Below are 18,861 nucleotides of genomic sequence, written 5' to 3'. Positions count from 1 at the left end.
AGCTGTGAACGAGGCAGGTATGAACAGGGGGCGAGTGCTTCTCGCAGTGGCCTTGGCCCAGTTCACGGTCACGATGGTCATGTCGATCGTGAACGTGGCGCTGCCCGCCATCCGCACCGGTCTGGGCTTCGCCCCGGACCAGTTGTCCTGGGTTGTCAACGCGTACTCGCTGGTGTTCGGAGGTCTGCTGCTGCTGGGCGGCCGCGCCGCGGACGTGTACGGCCAGCGACGGTTGCTGGTCAGCGGCGCGGTGGTCTTCGCGGTGGCCTCGCTCGGCGGTGCACTGGCCCAGAGCCCGGTCCAGATGATCGTCGCGCGCGTGGTGCAGGGCCTTGGAGCCGCTGCCCTCGCGCCCGCCGCGCTCGCGATTCTGACCACCACTCAGCGTGAGGGGCGCGAGCGCACCAGGGCCTTGGGCGTCTACGCCGCGGTATCGGCCGTGGGCGGGGCGGCGGGCGTTCTCTTCGGTGGTTTGCTCACCGAGTACGGAGGGTGGCGCTGGGTCATGCTCGTGAACGTCCCGATGGCGCTGGCAGTGGTCTGGTTGGCCATGCGTCACATTCCCCAGGGGGCGTCCGGCGGGGGCCGGCGGCTCGATGTGCTGGGCGGCATCCTGGGCACCGGCGGCGTGGGCCTGCTCGTGCTCGGCGTCGTGCGCACCAATGAGTACGCCTGGACCTCGGGCATGACGCTGGGCACGCTGGCGGGCGCGGTGGTGCTGCTCGTGGCCTTCGTCATGGTGGAAACCCGCCCATCGGCAACGGACCCGCTGGTGCGGTTCGGGCTGCTCGCCCGGCGCAGCGTCGGCGGTGCGAATCTCTTCATGCTCCTGGTGTGCGCGGGCCAGTTCGCCGGTTTCTATTTCGTTTCGCTCTACCTCCAGCAGGTGCTCGAGATGAAGCCGGTCGCCGCCGGTACCGCCTTCCTGCCCTTCTGTGCCGGCATGATCGCGGGCAGCGCCGTCTCGACCCGGTTGCTGGGCACCCTCGGATCCAAGGCCCTGCTCGTGCCCGGTGGTCTGCTGGCGGCCGTCGGCTTCGGCTGGTTCGGCCTGATCAGCGCGTCCGGCAGCTTTGTTGCCGACATCCTCGGGCCGTCCCTGGTCGCGGGGTTCGGTATCGGAGTCTGCTTCGTGCCGCCGACCGGCGCCGCCACGAGCGGACTCGCGCCGCATGAGGCGGGAATGGCCTCGGCGCTGCTCAACAGCGCACGACAGATCGGCGGGGCGATCGGGCTCGCCGCTCTCGTGACCGTCCAGGTCCGCCACACCGAGGACGGCCTCGCCGCAGGGGACGCGCCCAAGGAAGCGATGACCAGCGGCTTCGGTCTCGGTCTCGGCCTGGCCGGAGCGATCCTCGCGGTGGCGGCGCTCACCGCGGCCTTCGTGCTGCCCAGTAGGGCCCGCGAGACCGCCGCGGCCCCCGCCGCGGCGCCGTCCGACCGTGCGGGTGCCCCGGCGACGGAGGCACGGCAGTGACCTCCACCGAAGCCGGCGCGGCCGCAGAAGAGGACCCGGGGTCCGTCGAACAGTCGGCCGCCGGGCCGGCCGGATGGCAGGCGCTCACTGGCCTGCTGCGCCCGCACCGCTTCAGCCTTGCCGCTGTCCTCCTCCTGCAGACCATCGGCGCACTCGCGGGTCTCGCGCCGCTGATCGCCGTGGTCGAACTGGGCCGTGCGCTCCTGTCGTCCGGGCCGATCGACGAGGGCCGCGTGTGGACCGTCATCTCCCTTGGCGCGGTGGGGTTGCTGGTTCGCGTGCTGTTCAGCGCGCTGTCCTCCGGTATCGGGCATGTCGTCGACGGCGAACTCCAGTTGTCCCTGCGGAAGTTGATCGCATCCCACCTCGGCCGCGTACCCATCGGCTGGTACTCCCGGCGCAGTGCGGGCGGACTCGGGCAGGTGGTACAGAACGATGTCGGTGACCTGCACCCGCTGACGGCTCACACTCCGGGAGAGATCACCTCTGCCGTGGTGGTGCCGCTGGCCTCCCTGGTCTACCTGTTCTGTATCGACTGGCGGTTCACCCTGATCGCCCTGGTACCGGTGGCGCTCGGTCTGGTCCTGAACCTCATGCTCATGTCGGACTCCCGGCGCCGTGACCAATTGGCGCTGGACATGGCCATGGGCCGGATCGCCGGCTCCGCCGTCGAGTTCGTCGAGGGCGTTGCGGTGGTCAAGGCGTTCGGCAGCTCCGGTCGCGCGCATCGCGCCTTCATCAAGGCGGCCGACGATTTCGCCGAGTACTTCCTCGGGTGGGTGCTCGGCGTCGCAGGTCTGGGAGCCATGGCATCACTGGTGCTCTCACCTCCGTTCGTCATGCTGGTCGTCCTCTCCGGTGGAACGGCACTGATCACCTTCGACGGCATGCCGCCCGCGGACCTGCTCCCCTTCGTGCTCCTCGCCCTCGGTCTGACCGCGCCGGTCGCCGCTCTCGGCCACGGGCTCGACGACGTGCAGGCCGCGCAGCGGGCCGCGGGCCGGATCCGTGCGTTGCTCGAGGTGCCGGTGCAGCCCGAGCCCTCCGCCCCACGTACTCCGCAGGGCCACCGGGTGGAGCTCTGTGACGTCGGATTCGGCTACGAGCCCGGTCACGAGGTCCTGCGTGGTATCGACCTCGTCCTCGAGCCGGGGACGGTCACGGCGCTGGTGGGCCCCTCGGGCGGTGGGAAGTCCACCCTGGCTCAACTGCTGCCGCGGTTCTTCGACCCGACGCGCGGCTCCGTTCTGCTGGGCGGTGTCGATCTCCGGGACATCGCGACCAAGGATCTGCACCGGCTGATCTCCTTCGTCTTTCAGGACGTGCGGCTCCTGCGCGCCACCGTGGCTGAGAACATCGCGCTCGCGGTGCCGCACGCCGATCGACAGGAGGTGGAACACGCGGCCAGGCTCGCCCGGATCCACGATCGGATCCTGGAACTGCCCCGGGGCTACGACTCCGTGATCGGTGAGGACGCCGGATTCTCCGGGGGAGAGGCGCAGCGCATCTCCATCGCCCGAGCCCTGCTCACCGACGCCCCCGTGCTGGTGCTCGACGAGGCCACCGCATCCGCCGACCCGCGTACGGAGCACGAAGTGCGCTCGGCCCTGGACACGCTCAAGGAGCATCGCACCCAACTGGTCATCGCGCACCGGCTCGAGACGATCATCAACGCCGACACCGTCGTCACACTGGAGGCCGGACGGATCTCGGAGCGCGGCAGTCCCCAGGAACTTCTGGCGAGGCAAGGCAAGTTCGCCACGATGTGGCAGGCCCAACAGGCATGGCGTGACACCACGCCGGACGGCCGCGGCGCGGTCATGCCGGAAAGCGAGCTCCGATGACACGTCTGCTTCTGCGCTTGCTGAGGGCCGAGGACGCCCGGCTGCTGCGCCGCACCATCGCCCTGATGACGGCGACGGCGGTCGCCGAGGGCCTGTCCTATGCGCTGCTGGTCCCGATGCTGAACGCGCTCTTCAGCGACACACCCGACAATGCCTGGCCATGGCTGGGTGCTTTCGCGGCCGCCGCGATCGGTTGCGCGGTGCTGCGTTACCTCGGGGATGTGTCGGGCTTCCGCGTGGGCGCCACGCTCTCACGCGGCCTCCACCACCGGTTGGGCGACCATCTGGCCCGGCTGCCCCTGGGCTGGTTCACGCCGCAGCGAGTCGGCGACGTCTCCGTGCTCGCCAGCCGCAGTGTGCTGCAGGTGATGGCCGTCCCGGCGCACCGTCTCCAGCCACTGATCGGTGCCTGCGCCACGCCGCTCACCGTGGTGGTCGTCCTGCTCTGTTACGACTGGCGGATGGGCCTCGCCGCCCTTGCCGCCGCTCCCGTCGTCGCGGCGACGCAGATCTGGACCGGGCGAGCCACGGCTGCTCAGGACGCGGAACGCGCACGCATGGGAGACGAGGCGGCCGGCCGGGTCATTGAATACGTGCGGGCGCAGCCGGTGCTGCGGGTGGGGGGCCGGACGACCGAGGGATTCCGGAAGTTGGACGACGCGCTGAGCGGACAGCGAAGCGCGGTGCGCCGTTCCGCCATGACCGCGTTGCCGGGCGTGCTGGGACTGTCGTTCACCGTGCAGGCCGTGTTCACGTTGCTGATGGTCCTTGGCGCAGCCCTTGCGCTCGGCGGCCGGATTCAACCGGCAGAGGTGCTGGCGCTGTTGATCCTGGCTGCCCGATGCGTGGATCCGCTGCTGTCTCTGTCTGATCTGTCCGGTCAGATGAGGGCGTCGCGAGGTGAACTGGAGCGGCTCGACGCGGTACTCCGTGAGGAGCCGCTGCCCGAGCCCGAGGTCGCGGCCGAACCGCTCGGCAATGACCTCGCGTTCGATTCGGTGGACTTTGTCCGCGGCGGCCGCAAGGTGTTCGACGGGCTGTCCTTGAACGTGCCCGAGGGGCGGTGTCTCGCGATCGTGGGCCCGTCCGGTGCCGGGAAGAGCACGCTGCTCCAGCTGATCGCGCGTTTCCACGATGTGGACGCGGGAGCGGTGCGCCTGGGCGGGGCGGACGTGCGCGACATCAGTACCGAGCGCTTGATGAGCCGCATCTCCATCGTCTTCCAGAGTGTCTATCTCTTCGAAGGCACCATCGAGGCCAACATTCGCCTCGGGCGCCCTGACGCGAGCGATGCCGAGGTGCACACCGCCGCCACGGCCGCAGGCCTGGACGAGGTGGTGGCACGGCTTCCCGAGGGCTGGTCGACCAACGTGGGGGAGGGGGGCGCCGTGCTGTCGGGCGGGGAGCGCCAACGTGTGTCGATCGCCCGGGCACTGCTCAAGGACTCTCCCGTGGTGCTGCTGGACGAGGCGACGTCCGCGCTGGACCCGGAGAACGAAGCGGCCGTCCAGGAAGGCATCGGTCGACTGCTGGAGGGGCGCACCGTGGTGGTGGTCGCCCACCGACTTCGGACGGTCCAACGGGCCGACCACATTGCGTTCGTCGAGCGTGGCCGGATCGTCGAGCAGGGCACCCATGACGAACTGCTGGGCCGGGACGGGGCCTATGCCCGGTTCTGGCAGCTCTCTTCGGAACCCGTACTCAGTGAGTGAGGCATAGATGTTCTCCGATTCCCTGGCACCGGCCCGGGGTGGCCCGGCTGTGCGGCGCCCCGCGCCGCGTGTCTGTGCCCGCGCCCGGGTGCTCTGCTTCCCGCACGCCGGCGGCTCCGCGAGCCACTACCGCAGGTGGGCCGTGGAAGCCCCTTGGGACGTGGAGTTCGCCGTGCTCCAGTACCCCGGCCGTGAGGAGCGGTACGAGGAGACGGCACCCACTGAGATGGCGGACCTGGCGGGGTCGATCGCCGCCGAGATGCTGTCCGAGGCAGCGCAGGGAGCATCTTTGCCCACTGTGCTGTTCGGCCACAGCATGGGAGCCGCTGTCGCCTATGAGGTCGCCCGGCGGCTCACCGCCGCCGGCCTGCCTCCCGTGGCCCTGGTCGCCTCGGGGCGTCCCGCTCCACCGCTGTCCCGGCCGGGCACGGTGCACCTGGGGACCGACGACGACCTGCTCGCCGATCTGCGTCGCCTCGGCGGCACGGAGAGCGGCGTTCTGGGCAACACGTCTCTGATGGCGGCCGTGCTTCCCACCATCCGCCGCGACTACCAACTCATCGAGACGTACAGGCCGCTGCCCGGGGCCCCACTGCGGGTTCCGGTCACCGTTCTGTACGGCGAGGGGGATCCCGAGGTCGACGAGCGGGAGGCCACGGCATGGCGTGAAGCGACCGAAGGCCCGTGCGAGGTACGCGCCTACCCGGGCGAACACTTCTATCTCGAGACACACCGCCGGGAGGTGCTCGACATCGTCGTGGGCCAGGCGCGTGCGGCCGGAACCAGTACATCCGCGGGCCGGTTGGCCATGCCTTGACCTGCGACGTATCAACGCACTGCGAGACGGGGGCCGAGCCCTCGACTCGCATCTGAGCCGAAGGAGTGTCCCCGATGAGTGAAGACCTTGTGAGCTGGCCCGATCCGGTGGTCCTGCGGTACCGGCAACGCGGGTACTGGACGGATGAAACACTGGGAGTGTGGCCTGCGGGCGTTCCGGGGCGCGCCGATCGAACAGCACTGATCACTCCCGACCAGCGGCTGACCTTCGCCGAAGTCGACCTGGCCGCCGACCGGATGGCCGCGGGGCTGTGGGGTCGAGGACTACGGGCGGGTGAGCGCGTCGTCGTACAACTGCCGAACACACCGGACCTGGTGGTGCTCAGTCTGGCGTTGTTCAGGCTGGGTGCGCTTCCGGTGTTCGCGCTTCCGGCGCACCGGGCGGCGGAGATCACGCACCTCGTGGACACCTCCGAGGCGGTGGTCTACGTGTGCCCTGCCGAATCCATGGACAGTGAGTACGGCCGACTGGCCAAGGACGTCGCGCTTCGCTGTTCCACCCTGCGGGAAGTGCTCGTGGCGGGCGACGCCGGACCCTTCACCGCCCTCGGTGAGGTGGACGCGGAACCTCTCGAACTCCCCGCGCCCGACCCGCTCGACGTCGCACTTTTCCTGCTCTCCGGCGGGACCACGGGCCAGCCCAAGCTCATACCGCGCACCCATGCCGATTACACGTATCAGATACGCGAGAGCGCCCGGCTGTGCGGGTTCGGACCGGAGAGCCGCTACTTGGCGGCATTGCCGATGGCGCACAACTTCGCCCTGGCCTGCCCCGGCGTGCTGGGTGCGCTGCGGCTCGGGGGAGCGGCCGTGCTGGCTCCCGCGCCGACGGCGGAGATTTGCTTTCCGCTCATCGAGAGGGCCGGCGTGACGGCCACTTCCCTGGTGCCGCCACTGCTGCCCCTGTGGCTGGAGGCGACGGAGTGGAACGAGCGTGACCTCTCCGCGCTGAAGCTGCTTCAGGTGGGGGGCGCCAAGCTCGATGTGAACACGGCACGGCAGGTGCCGGCTGGACTCGGCTGCATGCTTCAGCAGGTCTACGGAATGGCCGAAGGGCTGCTCAACTACACGCGCCTGGACGATCCGTGGGACGTCGTCTGCGGCACGCAAGGACGCCCGCTGTCGCCGGCGGACGAGCTGCTGGTGATCCGAGAGGACGGCCGACCGGCCGGTTACGGCGAACCGGGCGAGTTGCTGACCCGTGGTCCTTACACCCTGCGTGGCTACTACCGTGCGCCAGAACACAATCGGACCCGATTCACCGATGACGGCTACTTCTGCAGCGGCGATGTGGTGATTCGCACCGCTGACGGGAATCTCGAAGTGGTCGGGCGGGTCAACGATGTGGTCAATCGGGGAGGGGAGAAGGTCCCGGCGCAGGAGCTGGAGGAGCATCTGCTCGGCGACGAGGGCATTGTGGGCGCAGCGGTCATCGCGCTGCCCGACGACCTCATGGGAGAGCGGACGTGTGCGTGCATCGTGCCGCGGCATCCCGACCGCCCCCCGACGCTGCGGGAGGTGCAGTCCGCTCTCCGGGCGCGTGGCATCGCCGCCTACAAGCTGCCGGACCTTCTGGAGGTGGTCTCCGACTTCCCGATGACCGCCGTCGGCAAGATCGACAAGAAGAGCCTGCGCGTGAGGGTGCTCCAGGGCCACACCACTTCTTGAGGTCCCGCCCATGGGTTCGGTACGGAGCGTGACTCCGTACCGAACCACTGCGCACGCACACGTGTGCTTCACCGATGACGGGTCAAGCGCGTGCGAGGAGCCCTTCGACCACCGTCTCAAGGCCTTGGCGGTGGGTGTCGTGGGCGGTGAGTGTGGCCCAACGGTCGGAGAGAGCCGCGAGACGCGGGTACTCGTCCGCCGCGAGCATCGAGAAGGTACGGTCGCGATACGAGGGGCGGTCGGCATCGGCCTGGCGCCGCTCACGGCTCACGCGGACCATCAGCTCGCCGACCGTGTAGTACCAGATGATGCGGTAGGCGTCGACGGCTTGCTCGGGGGTCAGTCCGCACTTGATCGCGGCGTCCACCATCGCCTCCACGATCCACAGCGCGGAGACTGCCATGAGGTCGTCCGATGCGAGCACCTCGACGATCCAGGGGCAGTCGGCGAGGACATCGTGGAGCACCTGTCCCGCGGCGATCAGACGCTCGCGAGGGTCCTCCGGGAGTTCGGGACGGGGCATGCGCTGCGCGTGTGCCTCCAACAGCAGCAGCAACAGCTCGTCCTTGTCGCGCACATGGTGATAGAGGGCCATGGGCGTGCTGGCGAGCTCCTTCGCCAGGCGCCGCATCGACAGGGCGTCGGCGCCCTCCGCCGCCAGCAGCTGCTCTGCGGCTGAGATGATCGCCTGCTGCGACAACCGTGGCGGACGTCCGGTCCTTCCGGTGCGCTTCGATCGGGGCTGCATCCGTCCCTTTCCTTCACGTCTCAACGACCGCACTTGTGGTGCGTCTGTCATGCGGTTGAGGTCCGTGGCTCCTACCGTCGCCTCACTGGCGCTTGAGGGAGCCGATGGCGCCGCGACCGCTGTGCGGTGAGGCGAAGGGACCCTGGTGGCAGCATCGTAAAGCGGACGGGAACCCACCTGGGCGCTCGCGGCGGCCGAGTGGCAACCCGTTCCTGGAGTCAGAGGGGTTGACGCCCCGTGGCATCTGGCCGACACGGTAACACCCCGTCCACCGCCGTACGCGGCGATCCATCCGTCGAGGTGGGCCCGTCGGCGGACGTGGATCGGCGCAGTATCGGATCGCGGCCGCGCAGGAACCCCTCGACCAGCGCTTCAAGCCCTTCACGGTGGGTCTGCCGCGCCGTGAGACCGGTCCAGCGGTCCGCCAGGGAGTGGAGCCGCGGGTGGGTGCGCGAGTCCATCTCGGCGAAGACGCGCTCCCGGTAGGGAGGTTGATCCAGCTGGGCGAGGCGTCGCTCGCCGGCGTAGCGGATCAAGAGTTCACCGGCGGTGTAGTCCCAGATGATGCGATAGATGTGAACGGCCTCGGCGAGCTCGAAACCACACTGGACGGCGGATTCCACCAGGGTCTCGATGATCCAGAGGTTCGAGGCCGTCATGAGGTTCTCGGAGGTCAGGATCTCGCCGAGGAACGGGCAGTCGCTCAGCGTGTCGTAGAGCAGCTGGGAGCTCACGACAAGCCGCTCGCGCGGGTCATGGGGCAACGTGGGCCGAGGTACGTTCTGCGCCTTGGCCTCCAGCAGCAGCAACAGCAACTCGTGCTTGTCGCGCACGTGGTGGTAGAGGGCCATCGGGGTGATGGACAGCTCCCGGGCCAATCGCCGCATGGACAGACTGCCCTCGCCCTCGTCGTCGATGACCTGCTGGGCCGCGGCGACGATCACCTCCTGTGAGAGCGAGGTCCTGCCTCGCGCGCGGGGGCCACGTCTGCGGTTGCTGTCCGGCCGCTTCGACTCCACTGCGTTCGCCTCCTCATCTGTCCCCGCGCCGTGCGCCGGAAGATCGGATTCGGTCCGTCTTGCCTGGCCAGAAGCCCTTGTGCGGCAGCGGACGCGGAGCGGGGGTGACAGTCAACCGGCCTTGGGCTACGGTTATCTTACGCGTACGTCTTACGGGTACAAAAACTCTGGAGGGTAGATGTCTCAGGCGGGTCTGAGCCGGGGAAGGGCTCTCTTCGCAGTGGCCCTGGCCCAGTTCATGGTGACCCTGGATATGACGATCGTGAACGTCGCGCTGCCCGACATGGGCGCCGGTCTCGACTTCGATCCGGCCCAGCTTCCCTGGGTGGTCAACATCTATGCCCTGCTCTTCGGCGGCTTCCTCCTCCTGGGTGGTCGGGCCGCGGACATGTTCGGGCAGCGACGCATCCTGTTGTCCGGGGCCACGGTGTTCGCCGTGGCCTCCCTGGTCGGTGGACTCGCCCAGGAGCCATGGCAGTTGGTGGTCGCCCGTGCCGTGCAGGGCGTCGGCGCGGCGGTGATGGCACCGGCGGCGCTGGCCGTGCTGACACTGACTCAGCGCGAGGGGAAGGAGCGAACCAAGGCCCTTGGCGTGTATGCCGCCGTCTCCGCCGTGGGCGGTGGAGCGGGCGTCCTGATCGGTGGGTTGCTCACCGAATACGCAGGCTGGCGCTGGGTGATGCTCGTCAATCTTCCGATGGTGCTCGGCGTCGTGGTCCTCGCGATGCGCAGCATCCCGGCCGGCACGTTCGGCAACAAGCGCGGCCGGCTCGATGTCGTCGGCGCGATACTGGCCACCGCGGGTATCGGCCTCCTGATCCTTGGTGTGGTGCGTACGGAGCAGCTCGCCTGGACGTCGGGTACCACCGTGGTCACCTTGGCGGCTGCCGCGATCCTGCTGGTCGCCTTCGGCCTGTGGGAGCAGTTCGGGCCCATGCCCGACCCGTTGATCCGGCTCAGCCTCTTGGGCAGGCGCAGTGTCGGCGGCGCCAATCTCTACATGGCGCTTCTCGTGGCCGGTCAGTTCGGCGTCTTCTACTTCCTCTCGCTCTATCTGCAACGGACCCTGGGGCTGGGGGCCGCTGAGGCGGGCCTGGCGTTCCTGCCGCTGTGTCTGATCGTGGTACTGGGCATCCGGCTGGCCACACGCCTCCTGCCCGTGGTCGGCGTGAAGATGCTGCTGATCCCGGCTGCCGTGCTCGCGGCCGCGGGGTTCGGCTGGTTCGGGCTGGTGGACGCGTCGGGGAGTTATGTGACGGACGTCCTCGGGCCTTCTCTGGTGGCCGGGCTCGGCATCGGGACTTCCTTCGTGCCGCTCACGGCTGCCGCCACCGGCGGGCTCCCGCCGCAGGAAGCGGGCATGGCATCGGCACTGCTGAACTCCTCCCGCCAGATCGGTGGCGCCATTGGTCTCGCCGTCCTCGTGACGGTGCAGACCGCTCGCACCGACAGCCGTCTTGACGCCGGCGCCGGGCAACAGGTGGCGGCGGCTGACGGGTACGCCTTGGGATTTCTCCTGGCCGGAGGCTTCCTGCTGGTCGCGTTGCTCGTGGCGATCTTCGTGCTGCCCGGACAGGTGCGCGGAGGCAGGCAGGCGACCCAGTCACCGCCTTCCACGACCTCGGTGCAGCCCAATGTGACGGCAGACACGCGCTGAGATGTGCCCCCCCCTGTCAGGGGACTCAAGCTGCGGCGGCGGGAGCCGCAATCCCCCGCCGACTCCCGCCGCCGCTGGGTTCCATTGCGCTCTGCACGATTTGTCCAATTGGGGTGTGGAATTTAACGGATCTGTTCGGGGGGTGATGGCTTGCTTTTGCTGGACGATGGCCAGATGGCTGCTTCTTCTGAGGGTGAACATCGAGTAAATCTAGAACTCGTTTTAAAGTTGTGTTGAATCGGCACTCACCGCTAGGTAGACTCGCATCCAGTTCGGTCGATCCGGTTAACCGGATCGGCATGGGGGCGTTTATCTTGCCGAGGTGGCGATGCATAATGGATGCTGCGCAATAGGCGACGACGACTGCTTGCCCATCACGGGAACAGTCGTTTTTGTATTATGCTCATTAATTGCCCGGCAATGATAATCCCGGGTATCAACGCGGAGCGGCCTCGGTAGATCTGAGGGGTGCGTGGGCGTGTGGCCTGCGCCGGAGCGTGCAGTGTGGTGCGCTCTGCCTTCTGTCTTGATTCTTCTCCCTTTGCTGTGGGTGCGGCGGCATGGCGTCAGCGTGCGGTCGCGCTCAAGGCTGTGTTCGCTTGCTGGGGAATCTCACTCAATCTTAGGGTAATCGCCCGTCTCCGCGTACCCTCGACGCCTTTCTGTGCGCGTCTTTCGGTCTGCTCAATCCGTCATGTATCTGTCGCAATAGCTGCTGCGCTGTCGCTCTACGCATGGAGGAAGTGAAATGAAGGCCCATTACCGCACCGTCGTGGTGGAAACCACATGTGAACCGCTGGACATCGCTGCTGAGGTTGCCTCCTCAGGCATCTTTGAGACCTATATGGTCCACGAATCCTCGGAGGGCTGGTCCATAGCCGGGGGCGTCGCCGCGGAAGTGATACTGAGCGCCGATCGCCTGCGATGTACGGAGTTCGGAGAGAGCCGTGAGGAACGCTGGCACGGGGATCCGCTGCGGCAGGTCCAAGACTTCCTGGCCCGGCTGCACATCGCCGACTGGAGTGCCTACGGCTGGAGCGCCTTCGAACTCGCACATGCCATCGCCGGCATGGCCGTGGACCCCGGGGTACTGCTGCACCTCGTCGTCCCTGAGACGGAGATCCTGCTCTCGGAGTCCCGCATGGTCGTGCGCGGCCTGGACAGCGCCTCGTTGGCGGACGTGGAAGTCGCTCTGGACCGGATCCAGGCGAATGTGACGGCGCATCGTATGGATCCGGCCGAACGGCGACAGCAGGTTCCCGTGGATCTGGAGAAGGGCGCCGAGGTCTATCGCAACGGTGTCGCGTCTCTCGTCGGGGACATCCGCTCGGGCAAGTTGCAGAAGGCCATCCTCTCCCGCCGCGTGCCGGTCGAAGCCGAGGTCGACTTCCCCGCCAGTTACCGGAAGGGCCGCCGTGAGAACACGCCGGCACGGTCCTTCCTCCTGGACATGGGCGGGTTGCGCTGCTTCGGGTTCAGTCCGGAGACGGTCGTCGAGGTGAGTCCCGGCCGCCGGGTCGTCAGTCAGCCGCTGGCCGGCACGCGAGCTCTGACGGGCGACGCCGATGTGGATCGCAAGCTCCGTGAGGAGCTCATCTCCGACCCCAAGGAGTTGCACGAACATGCCATCTCGGTGAAGGTCGCGGTCGATGAACTCGCCGGGCCCTGCGCCCTGGAGTCGGTCGTCGTCGAGGAGTACATGACCGTCAAGGAACGAGGTTCCGTTCAGCACTTGGCCTCCCGGGTGGCGGGACGGATGCCCGAAGGTTGCACCCCCTGGGACGCGTTCAGTGCGGTCTTTCCGGCTGTCACCGCGTCCGGTGTGCCCAAGCACGCCGCGTACGAAGCCATTCGCGGGTACGAGCAGTTCCGGCGTGGACCGTACGCGGGCGCCGTGCTGAAGGTGACCGAGGCGGGCGCCATGGATGCGGCTCTGGTCCTGCGCAGTGTCTACGCGCAGGACGGCCAGGCGTGGCTGCAGGCCGGCGCGGGCATCGTCGAGCACTCTCGTCCCGAGCGTGAACTCGAGGAGACACGGGAGAAGCTGCGATGCGTGGCCCTGTCGGTACTGGCGCCGGCCGAAGGCCCCGCGGACGCCGCTGCCCTGGTCGGTTCCGGTCACGCCGGGCACGTGCGTTGACAGACGACCAGCCCCACAACTTCTGGAGGTGACCGCACTGTGCTGACAACGGGGGAGTCCATACGGGTCCAGCTCCTGGGGCCCATACGAGTGTGGCGGGACGGTACCGAAGTCCCGCTCGGGCCACCGAAACAGCGGGCTGTCCTCGGCCTTCTGGCCAGCAGGGTCGGCGATGTCGTGGGGATCGAGCGCATCATCGACGCTGTTTGGGGAAGCGACATTCCACAGACGGCCGCCAATGGCGTGCACACCTACGTCGCCGGGCTGAGACGCGCGCTGGAGCCCGGCCGCAGCAGGCGAGGAGACAGTTCCGTCCTCGCGTCCGCCTCCGGTGGCTACTGTCTGCGCATCGACCCCGACGCGGTGGACGTCACGCGGTTCACGCGAAGCCACGCACAAGCCCGAAAAGCGCATGCCGAACGTGACGCGCAAAGGGCCGTCGGGCTGTACGAGGAGGCCCTGACGCTCTGGCACGGAGAGGCGTACTCCAGCGTTCCGGGACCCTTCGCTGCCATGGAACGGGCCAGGCTCCAGGATCTGCGGCTGACAGCCGTGGAGGAGTGGGCGTCGGACATGCTGGAGGAAGGGCGGCACGCCGAAACCGTCGCCGACCTGTCCGCCGCGGTGATGGAGGAGCCGCTGCGTGAGAAGCTGCGCTGGCTGCTGATGCTGACCCTGTACCGCTGCGATCGCCAGGCGCACGCACTCGCCGTGTACACCAAGACACGAGACCTGCTCAATCGCGAGTTGGGCATAGAACCGGGTGCGGAGCTGCGCAACCTCCATCAAGAGATCCTGCTGGGGAGTCCAAGTCCGAAGGCTGCGGCCCGCCGTGAGCCGCCCACTGCGCCAGGGGGCGAGGGTGACCTCGCCGACGGAGCTCTGGGTGACACCCCACGTCCTGCTCAACTACCGCCGCTGGCACGGGGATTCGTCGGGCGCGCGGCGGAACTCGCCGAGCTGGAGCGGACACTGGGCGACGACGACGGGCGGCACAACGCCAGCACGCGAGTGGCGGTCGTGGACGGTCTCGCGGGTGTGGGCAAGACGGCGTTCTCCCTGGAACTGGCTTATCGGCTGCGCGATCGGTTCCCGGACGGTCAGCTGTTCGTCGACCTGTGCGGTACGGGCCTGCAGGAGAAGCCGCTCTCCGCCCTGGAGGCACTGGCCCAGCTCCTGCGCAGCCTGGGTGTCGACGAGGCGCGGATCCCCGATGACCTGGCCGGGCGGGGAGCCCTCTACCGGAGTCTGCTGCACGGGCGGCGCATGCTCGTCGTCCTCGATGACGCGCTCTCCGCCAACCAGCTGCGGCCGCTGATGCCCAGCGGTTCGTCCTGCGTACTGGCCACGAGCCGCCAGCGGCTCTCCGGCCTTGCCATCCGTGACGGCGCCCATCTTCTGCACATCGGACCGCTGTCCGACGGCGAATCGGCAGACCTCATCACCTACCTCGGAGGGCACCGCTTCCACGGTGAGAGGACGGCCGTGATGCGCCTCGCGGCCATCTGCGGAGGGGTGCCGCTGGCGCTGCGCAGCGCGGTCGAAGGAATGCTCGCGACACGTGATGTCCCACCGCTGGCCATGGTCGAGCGGTACGCCGACGAACGTGTGCTGTTGGATCGCCTCACGGTGAAGGGCGACGCCGCCGCGAGCCTGCGCGCGATGTTCGAGACTTCCTACCAGGCACTTCCCGCGCCGGCGGCTCGGATGTTCCGCTATCTGGGCCTGCACTCGGAGAGTCCGATCACGGTGCACCTGGCGGCGACTCTGGTGGGCACGAGTCACGCGATGGCCCGGCAACTGCTCGATGTGCTCGTCGACAACCACATGCTGGAAGAGGCGTCGAGAGGCCACTACCGATTCCACGGACTCATGGGGCTCTACGCCGCCGAATGCGCCCAGCGTGAGCCATTGGCCAACCGGGAATCGGCGCTCAACAGCCTGATAGAGCAAGGGTGGGGCTTCGTACCGCACCAGGCACCGGCGCCGCTGCAGGAGAACTGCTTGCCGCACGCCACCACGCACTGACGTAAGGGCATGAGAAGGGGCGGGGACCGTTGCCGGTTCCCGCCTCCCTCATGCCCGGATGCGGCAGCGCGTCGTCAGTTCGCGGCGAAGCGGATCGGCAGATGGTGCGGACCTCGTACGAGGATGCCGTGGCGCCACCGCACCGCGGGGGCGGACAGGTCGAGGGCCAGGTCGGGGCAGTGCTCCAGCAGGGACCGGATGGCGATCCGTGCCTCCATGCGGGCCAGCGGGGCGCCCAGGCAGTGATGGATGCCGTGCCCGAAGGCGACATGGCCGGCGGTGGACCTGCGAATGTCGAACCGGTCGGGGGTCGCGAAGCGCGCGGCGTCACGGTTGGCGGCGTTGAGGTCGACCATCACCGCTTCCCCGGCCGTGATGAACCGTCCACCCAGCTCGAATGACTCGGTCGCGAACCGGAAGGTAGCGCTCTCCACGGCTCCGTCATAGCGCAGCATCTCCTCCACCGCCGCGTCCATGAGGCTGAAGTCCGAGCGCAGCAGGCTGAGTTGGTCGGGGTGGGTGAGGAGTGCGTGGACCCCGTTGCCGATCAGATTGGTGGTGGTCTCGTGGCCCGCCACAATCAGTAGGAAGACCGTCCCCATCAGCTCGTCCACCGAGAGGCGGTCCCCTTCCTCGTCGACGGTCCGAATCAGGGCACTCAGCAGATCCGCGCCGGGCCGCGTGCGCTTCTGCTCGACGAGCGTCGCGATGAAGCGAGCGGCGTCCGCGGCGGCGGCCGCGCGTTCGACGGGGTCCTGTGACGAGATGGCCGCGTCCGCCCAACGTCGCACTTCTGCCTGATCCAAGAACGGGACGCCGAGCAGCTCGCAGATGACCGACATCGGCAGGGGGAAGGAGAACGAGTCGACGAGGTCGGCTCGTCCTTCGGGCGCCGCGAGCATCTGGCTGAGCAATGCGTCGCAGATCTCCTGGACCCGTGGACGCAGTGCCTCGATCCGGCGCGAGGTGAATTCGCGTGCCACCAGCTTGCGCAGCCGGGTGTGCTGCGGCATGTCCGAGTTCATCATGTGGCTGCCCGAGGGGCTCTTGATCGGGAAGGACTCGGCGGCGTTGCTCCACTGTTTGGAGAGCCGTGGGTCGGTCAGCGCCGCCCGAGCCTCTTCGTATCCGACGACGAGCCAGACCTCGGCTCCCTCCGGCATCCAGACCCGGTGCACCGGCCCTTCGGTGCGCAGCCGTTCGTAGACCGGGTACGGATCCCTGGCGAAGTCCTCGCCGAGGGCGGCGAGATCGAGGGGGGTGTGAGTGGTCAAGGCAACTCCTGGGTGGGAGCGGGGGCGATGGTCAGGTGAGCGATGCCAGGAACGAGAGGAGGGCCGAACTGACCTCGGTGGGCCGCTCCTGCTGCACCCAGTGACCGGCGCCGGCGACCACCACGGGGTCGTGATGGTGCGGGGCGACCGGGGCGAGGGCGGACACGATGTTGTCGTGGCCGGGGAACGCCCGGTCGCGGTCGCCGACCACGAACAGAGCGGGTACCTCGATGCGCGCGCCGTCCCAGGCCGAGGTCAGCTCCCAGTTGCGGTCGAGGTTGCGATACCAGTTCAGCGGACCGGTGAAGCCGGACTGTCCGAACGCGGTGACGTACGCGGCGATGTCCTCCTCGGTCAGCCAGGAGGGAAGACGCTCGGGGTCCGCGGCCAGATCCAGAAAACCCTTGCCCTCGGGCACCAGCGGCGGGCCGGGGGGCCCGCTGAGCGGACGGTCGCCGGAGGCGCCGTAGAGCATGCGTCGGAAGGTGCGGTCCAGATCCTTGCCGAACTCCGCTTCGGCGATGCCCGGCTGTTCGAAGTAGTTCCAGTAGAACCGCCCGTCGAACCGCTGGTGCATCTGCTGGAGCGGCGGCACCGGCCCGCGGCCGTGCGGCGGCAGGACACTGAGTCCTGCGACCCCTCGGACCACGTCGGGCCGCAGGGTGGCGGTGGACCAGGCGACCAGCGCGCCCCAGTCATGACCGACGACGTACGCCTGGTCTTCGCCCAGGGCGTTGATCAGTCCGATGACATCGCCGGTCAAGTGCAGGATGGAGTAGGCATCTTGAGAATCGGGGCAGTCGCTGCTTCCGTAGCCGCGCTGGTCCGGTGCGACGGCTCGATAGCCGGCCCGTGCGAGTGCCGTGAGCTGGTGGCGCCAGGAGTACCAGAACTCCGGGAATCCGTGCAGGAGGAGGACGAGCGGCCCTTCGCCCTCCTCTGCGACGTGCAAACGTATGCCGTTGACTTCGACAGTGTGATGACGGGGCATGCGGCTTCCTTGAATCGACGGAGAGGAACTCAACAGGATCCGGGGAATGAGGCCTGACCGATCAGGCACCACGGGGCTGGAACAGAGGGTCGGCGGAAGAGTCGGTAGGGGAGCCGCCCGCGTTTCGGAACGAGGCGGTGAGCACGCGCGGCCGCATGAGCGACGTGACGGGCGCCGCCAGTGCGATGACATCCAACAGGGCTCGGGTCACGTCGGGTTGGCGGGTGGCGGCGAGCATGACTCGGTCCGCGTAGTAGTTCTGGGCGCGGACCATCGGGGAGAGCCGGGGGCCGACGACATCGGGATGGCGTAGATCGTCGTTGACCGACAGCTGCCAGGCCGTGACGGCGGATCGGGAGACGGCCCGCTGGGCCCGCCCGGCGACCGCGGGGACGGCTCCGTGCCGCCGCAGGTGGGCGCGCATGGCCGCGACGGCGGAGGCGGCCACGGTCAAGCCGTGTGCATGGGAGGGGTTGAGGGTGCACGCGGCGTCGCCGAGTACGACGAGTCCTTCGGGGTGCCGGGGGAGTTTCTCGAATCGCAAGCGGCGATTCAGCAGCCCCCGAAATCCACGAGCGGTCCCCTGCGGGGTGGCCGCTGAGATGAGTTCGGCCATCGCCGGGTGGGACAGCCGCTTCGCGAAGTCCTGGAACTCCTCATCGCTCGTAGGAGGCTCACTGCCGCGCATGCCGATCACCGTGGCCGTCCACAGGCCGTTCTCCAGAGGTAGCAGCACACCGCCCGTCGCCTCACCGGTCACATTGGCGATCATGACGATGCCTGGGGTGTCCCGGTGCATCTCCGGGGTGGGGCGGAAGAGCCGGGTGGCATAGGCGGTACCCGCGTCAACGACCTCCACGGGGATGCGCGGAACTCCCAGGGGAGCCAGCCAGTCGTCGACCCGGGACGAGCGGCCCGTGGCCGCCACAATGAAGTCGGCTTCCAGCACCGTGCGTTCTCCGGAGGTCCGGTGGCGGAGTTCGGCGCCGGTCACCCGGCGGGCGTCACCGGTGAGGCCGACGGCCTCGGTCTCCGTGAGGACCGTGATGCGTTCGTTGCGCAGCACCCTGTCGCGCATCACCCAGTCGAGGAGGCCCCGGCTGCAGCAGAGCACGAACTCGTCGTGAGCCGTGCGCGGCAGCCACCCGTACTTCGTCAGGAACGCCACATCGGACGGTGCGGCGAGGAGTTGGGCGCCTGCTTCCGTCCAGGCATCCAGGAGCCCGGGAACGAGCGCATCGGCCGTGCGGGCACCGGCCCCCATGAACAGGTGCGAGTGACGGGCCTGCGGCACGCCCTTGCGGGGCTCCGGGCGGCTCGGCAGGACGTCGCGCTCCACGACGGTGACGGAGTCCATGTGGGCGGCCAGGACATGGGCCGCGAGGATACCGGCGAAACCACCGCCGAGTACGAGTCCGTGCTGACCGGACTTCGTCGACATGCCGGTCTCCTTTCTCCGAAGCGAC

At 68.5% G+C, this 18,861-nt stretch carries 13 protein-coding genes; 8 read left to right on the top strand and 5 right to left on the bottom strand.

All coding sequences use genetic code 11. The features are described 5' to 3' along the window. The first annotated feature begins 73 nt into the window (after positions 1-73). The 5 genes from ACIO9J_RS04365 (at position 74) to ACIO9J_RS04345 (ending at position 7,538) form a co-directional block, all read left to right on the top strand. Positions 74-1,477, top strand: coding sequence for an MFS transporter (locus tag ACIO9J_RS04365; RefSeq protein ID WP_401993064.1), 1,404 nt, complete (start codon positions 74-76; stop codon positions 1,475-1,477). Continuing rightward, positions 1,474-3,321 carry an ABC transporter ATP-binding protein gene (locus ACIO9J_RS04360; RefSeq protein WP_401992252.1) on the top strand — a complete coding sequence of 616 codons (1,848 nt, stop codon included), beginning with the start codon at positions 1,474-1,476 and terminating at the stop codon, positions 3,319-3,321. The genes ACIO9J_RS04365 and ACIO9J_RS04360 overlap by 4 nt, the downstream gene beginning before the upstream one ends. Then, a complete protein-coding gene (locus tag ACIO9J_RS04355; protein WP_401992249.1) occupies positions 3,318-5,033 on the top strand; it encodes an ABC transporter ATP-binding protein in 1,716 nt (571 codons plus the stop codon). Before ACIO9J_RS04360 ends, ACIO9J_RS04355 begins: the two co-directional genes overlap by 4 nt. 7 nt (positions 5,034-5,040) lie before the next feature. Then, the gene (locus ACIO9J_RS04350) at positions 5,041-5,850 is read left to right on the top strand and encodes a thioesterase II family protein (protein ID WP_401992246.1); all 810 of its coding nucleotides are present in this window, start codon (positions 5,041-5,043) and stop codon (positions 5,848-5,850) included. Between the two features lie 74 nt (positions 5,851-5,924). Then, the gene (locus ACIO9J_RS04345) at positions 5,925-7,538 is read left to right on the top strand and encodes a (2,3-dihydroxybenzoyl)adenylate synthase (protein ID WP_401992243.1); all 1,614 of its coding nucleotides are present in this window, start codon (positions 5,925-5,927) and stop codon (positions 7,536-7,538) included. 82 nt (positions 7,539-7,620) lie between these two features. Here ACIO9J_RS04345 and ACIO9J_RS04340 read toward each other — a convergent pair whose 3' ends face one another. Together ACIO9J_RS04340 and ACIO9J_RS04335 are read right to left on the bottom strand one after the other, a co-directional pair. Further along, complete coding sequence (locus tag ACIO9J_RS04340; protein ID WP_401992240.1) at positions 7,621-8,286, bottom strand: TetR/AcrR family transcriptional regulator; 666 nt, start codon at positions 8,284-8,286, stop codon at positions 7,621-7,623. 218 nt (positions 8,287-8,504) lie between these two features. Next, positions 8,505-9,230, bottom strand: a complete 726-nt coding sequence (locus tag ACIO9J_RS04335; protein ID WP_401992237.1) for a TetR/AcrR family transcriptional regulator — start codon at positions 9,228-9,230, stop codon at positions 8,505-8,507. Between the two features lie 295 nt (positions 9,231-9,525). Between ACIO9J_RS04335 and ACIO9J_RS04330 the strand changes: the two genes are divergently transcribed. The 3 genes from ACIO9J_RS04330 (at position 9,526) to ACIO9J_RS04320 (ending at position 15,130) form a co-directional block, all read left to right on the top strand. Beyond that, positions 9,526-10,962: an MFS transporter gene (locus tag ACIO9J_RS04330; RefSeq protein WP_401992234.1), complete on the top strand. Its 1,437-nt coding sequence runs from the start codon at positions 9,526-9,528 to the stop codon at positions 10,960-10,962. A gap of 748 nt (positions 10,963-11,710) precedes the next feature. Then, positions 11,711-13,102 (top strand): salicylate synthase, encoded by a 1,392-nt coding sequence (locus ACIO9J_RS04325; protein ID WP_401992232.1) that lies wholly within the window; start codon positions 11,711-11,713, stop codon positions 13,100-13,102. A gap of 39 nt (positions 13,103-13,141) precedes the next feature. Beyond that, a complete protein-coding gene (locus ACIO9J_RS04320; protein WP_401992229.1) occupies positions 13,142-15,130 on the top strand; it encodes a BTAD domain-containing putative transcriptional regulator in 1,989 nt (662 codons plus the stop codon). Between the two features lie 74 nt (positions 15,131-15,204). On the opposite strand, the gene ACIO9J_RS04315 is transcribed toward ACIO9J_RS04320, so the two are convergent. The 3 genes from ACIO9J_RS04315 to ACIO9J_RS04305 form a co-directional block, all read right to left on the bottom strand. Continuing rightward, positions 15,205-16,404: a cytochrome P450 gene (locus ACIO9J_RS04315; RefSeq protein WP_401992226.1), complete on the bottom strand. Its 1,200-nt coding sequence runs from the start codon at positions 16,402-16,404 to the stop codon at positions 15,205-15,207. Between the two features lie 31 nt (positions 16,405-16,435). Then, complete coding sequence (locus ACIO9J_RS04310; RefSeq protein ID WP_401992223.1) at positions 16,436-17,395, bottom strand: alpha/beta fold hydrolase; 960 nt, start codon at positions 17,393-17,395, stop codon at positions 16,436-16,438. Between the two features lie 61 nt (positions 17,396-17,456). After that, positions 17,457-18,836 (bottom strand): NAD(P)/FAD-dependent oxidoreductase, encoded by a 1,380-nt coding sequence (locus tag ACIO9J_RS04305; RefSeq protein ID WP_401992220.1) that lies wholly within the window; start codon positions 18,834-18,836, stop codon positions 17,457-17,459. Positions 18,837-18,861 lie beyond the last annotated feature (25 nt).

The sequence above is a fragment of the Streptomyces sp. NPDC087300 genome (assembly GCF_044744425.1).
GTDB lineage: Bacteria > Actinomycetota > Actinomycetes > Streptomycetales > Streptomycetaceae > Streptomyces.
Note: the sequence above shows the minus strand (reverse complement) of the source record. Positions and strands in the feature narration are given on the sequence as shown.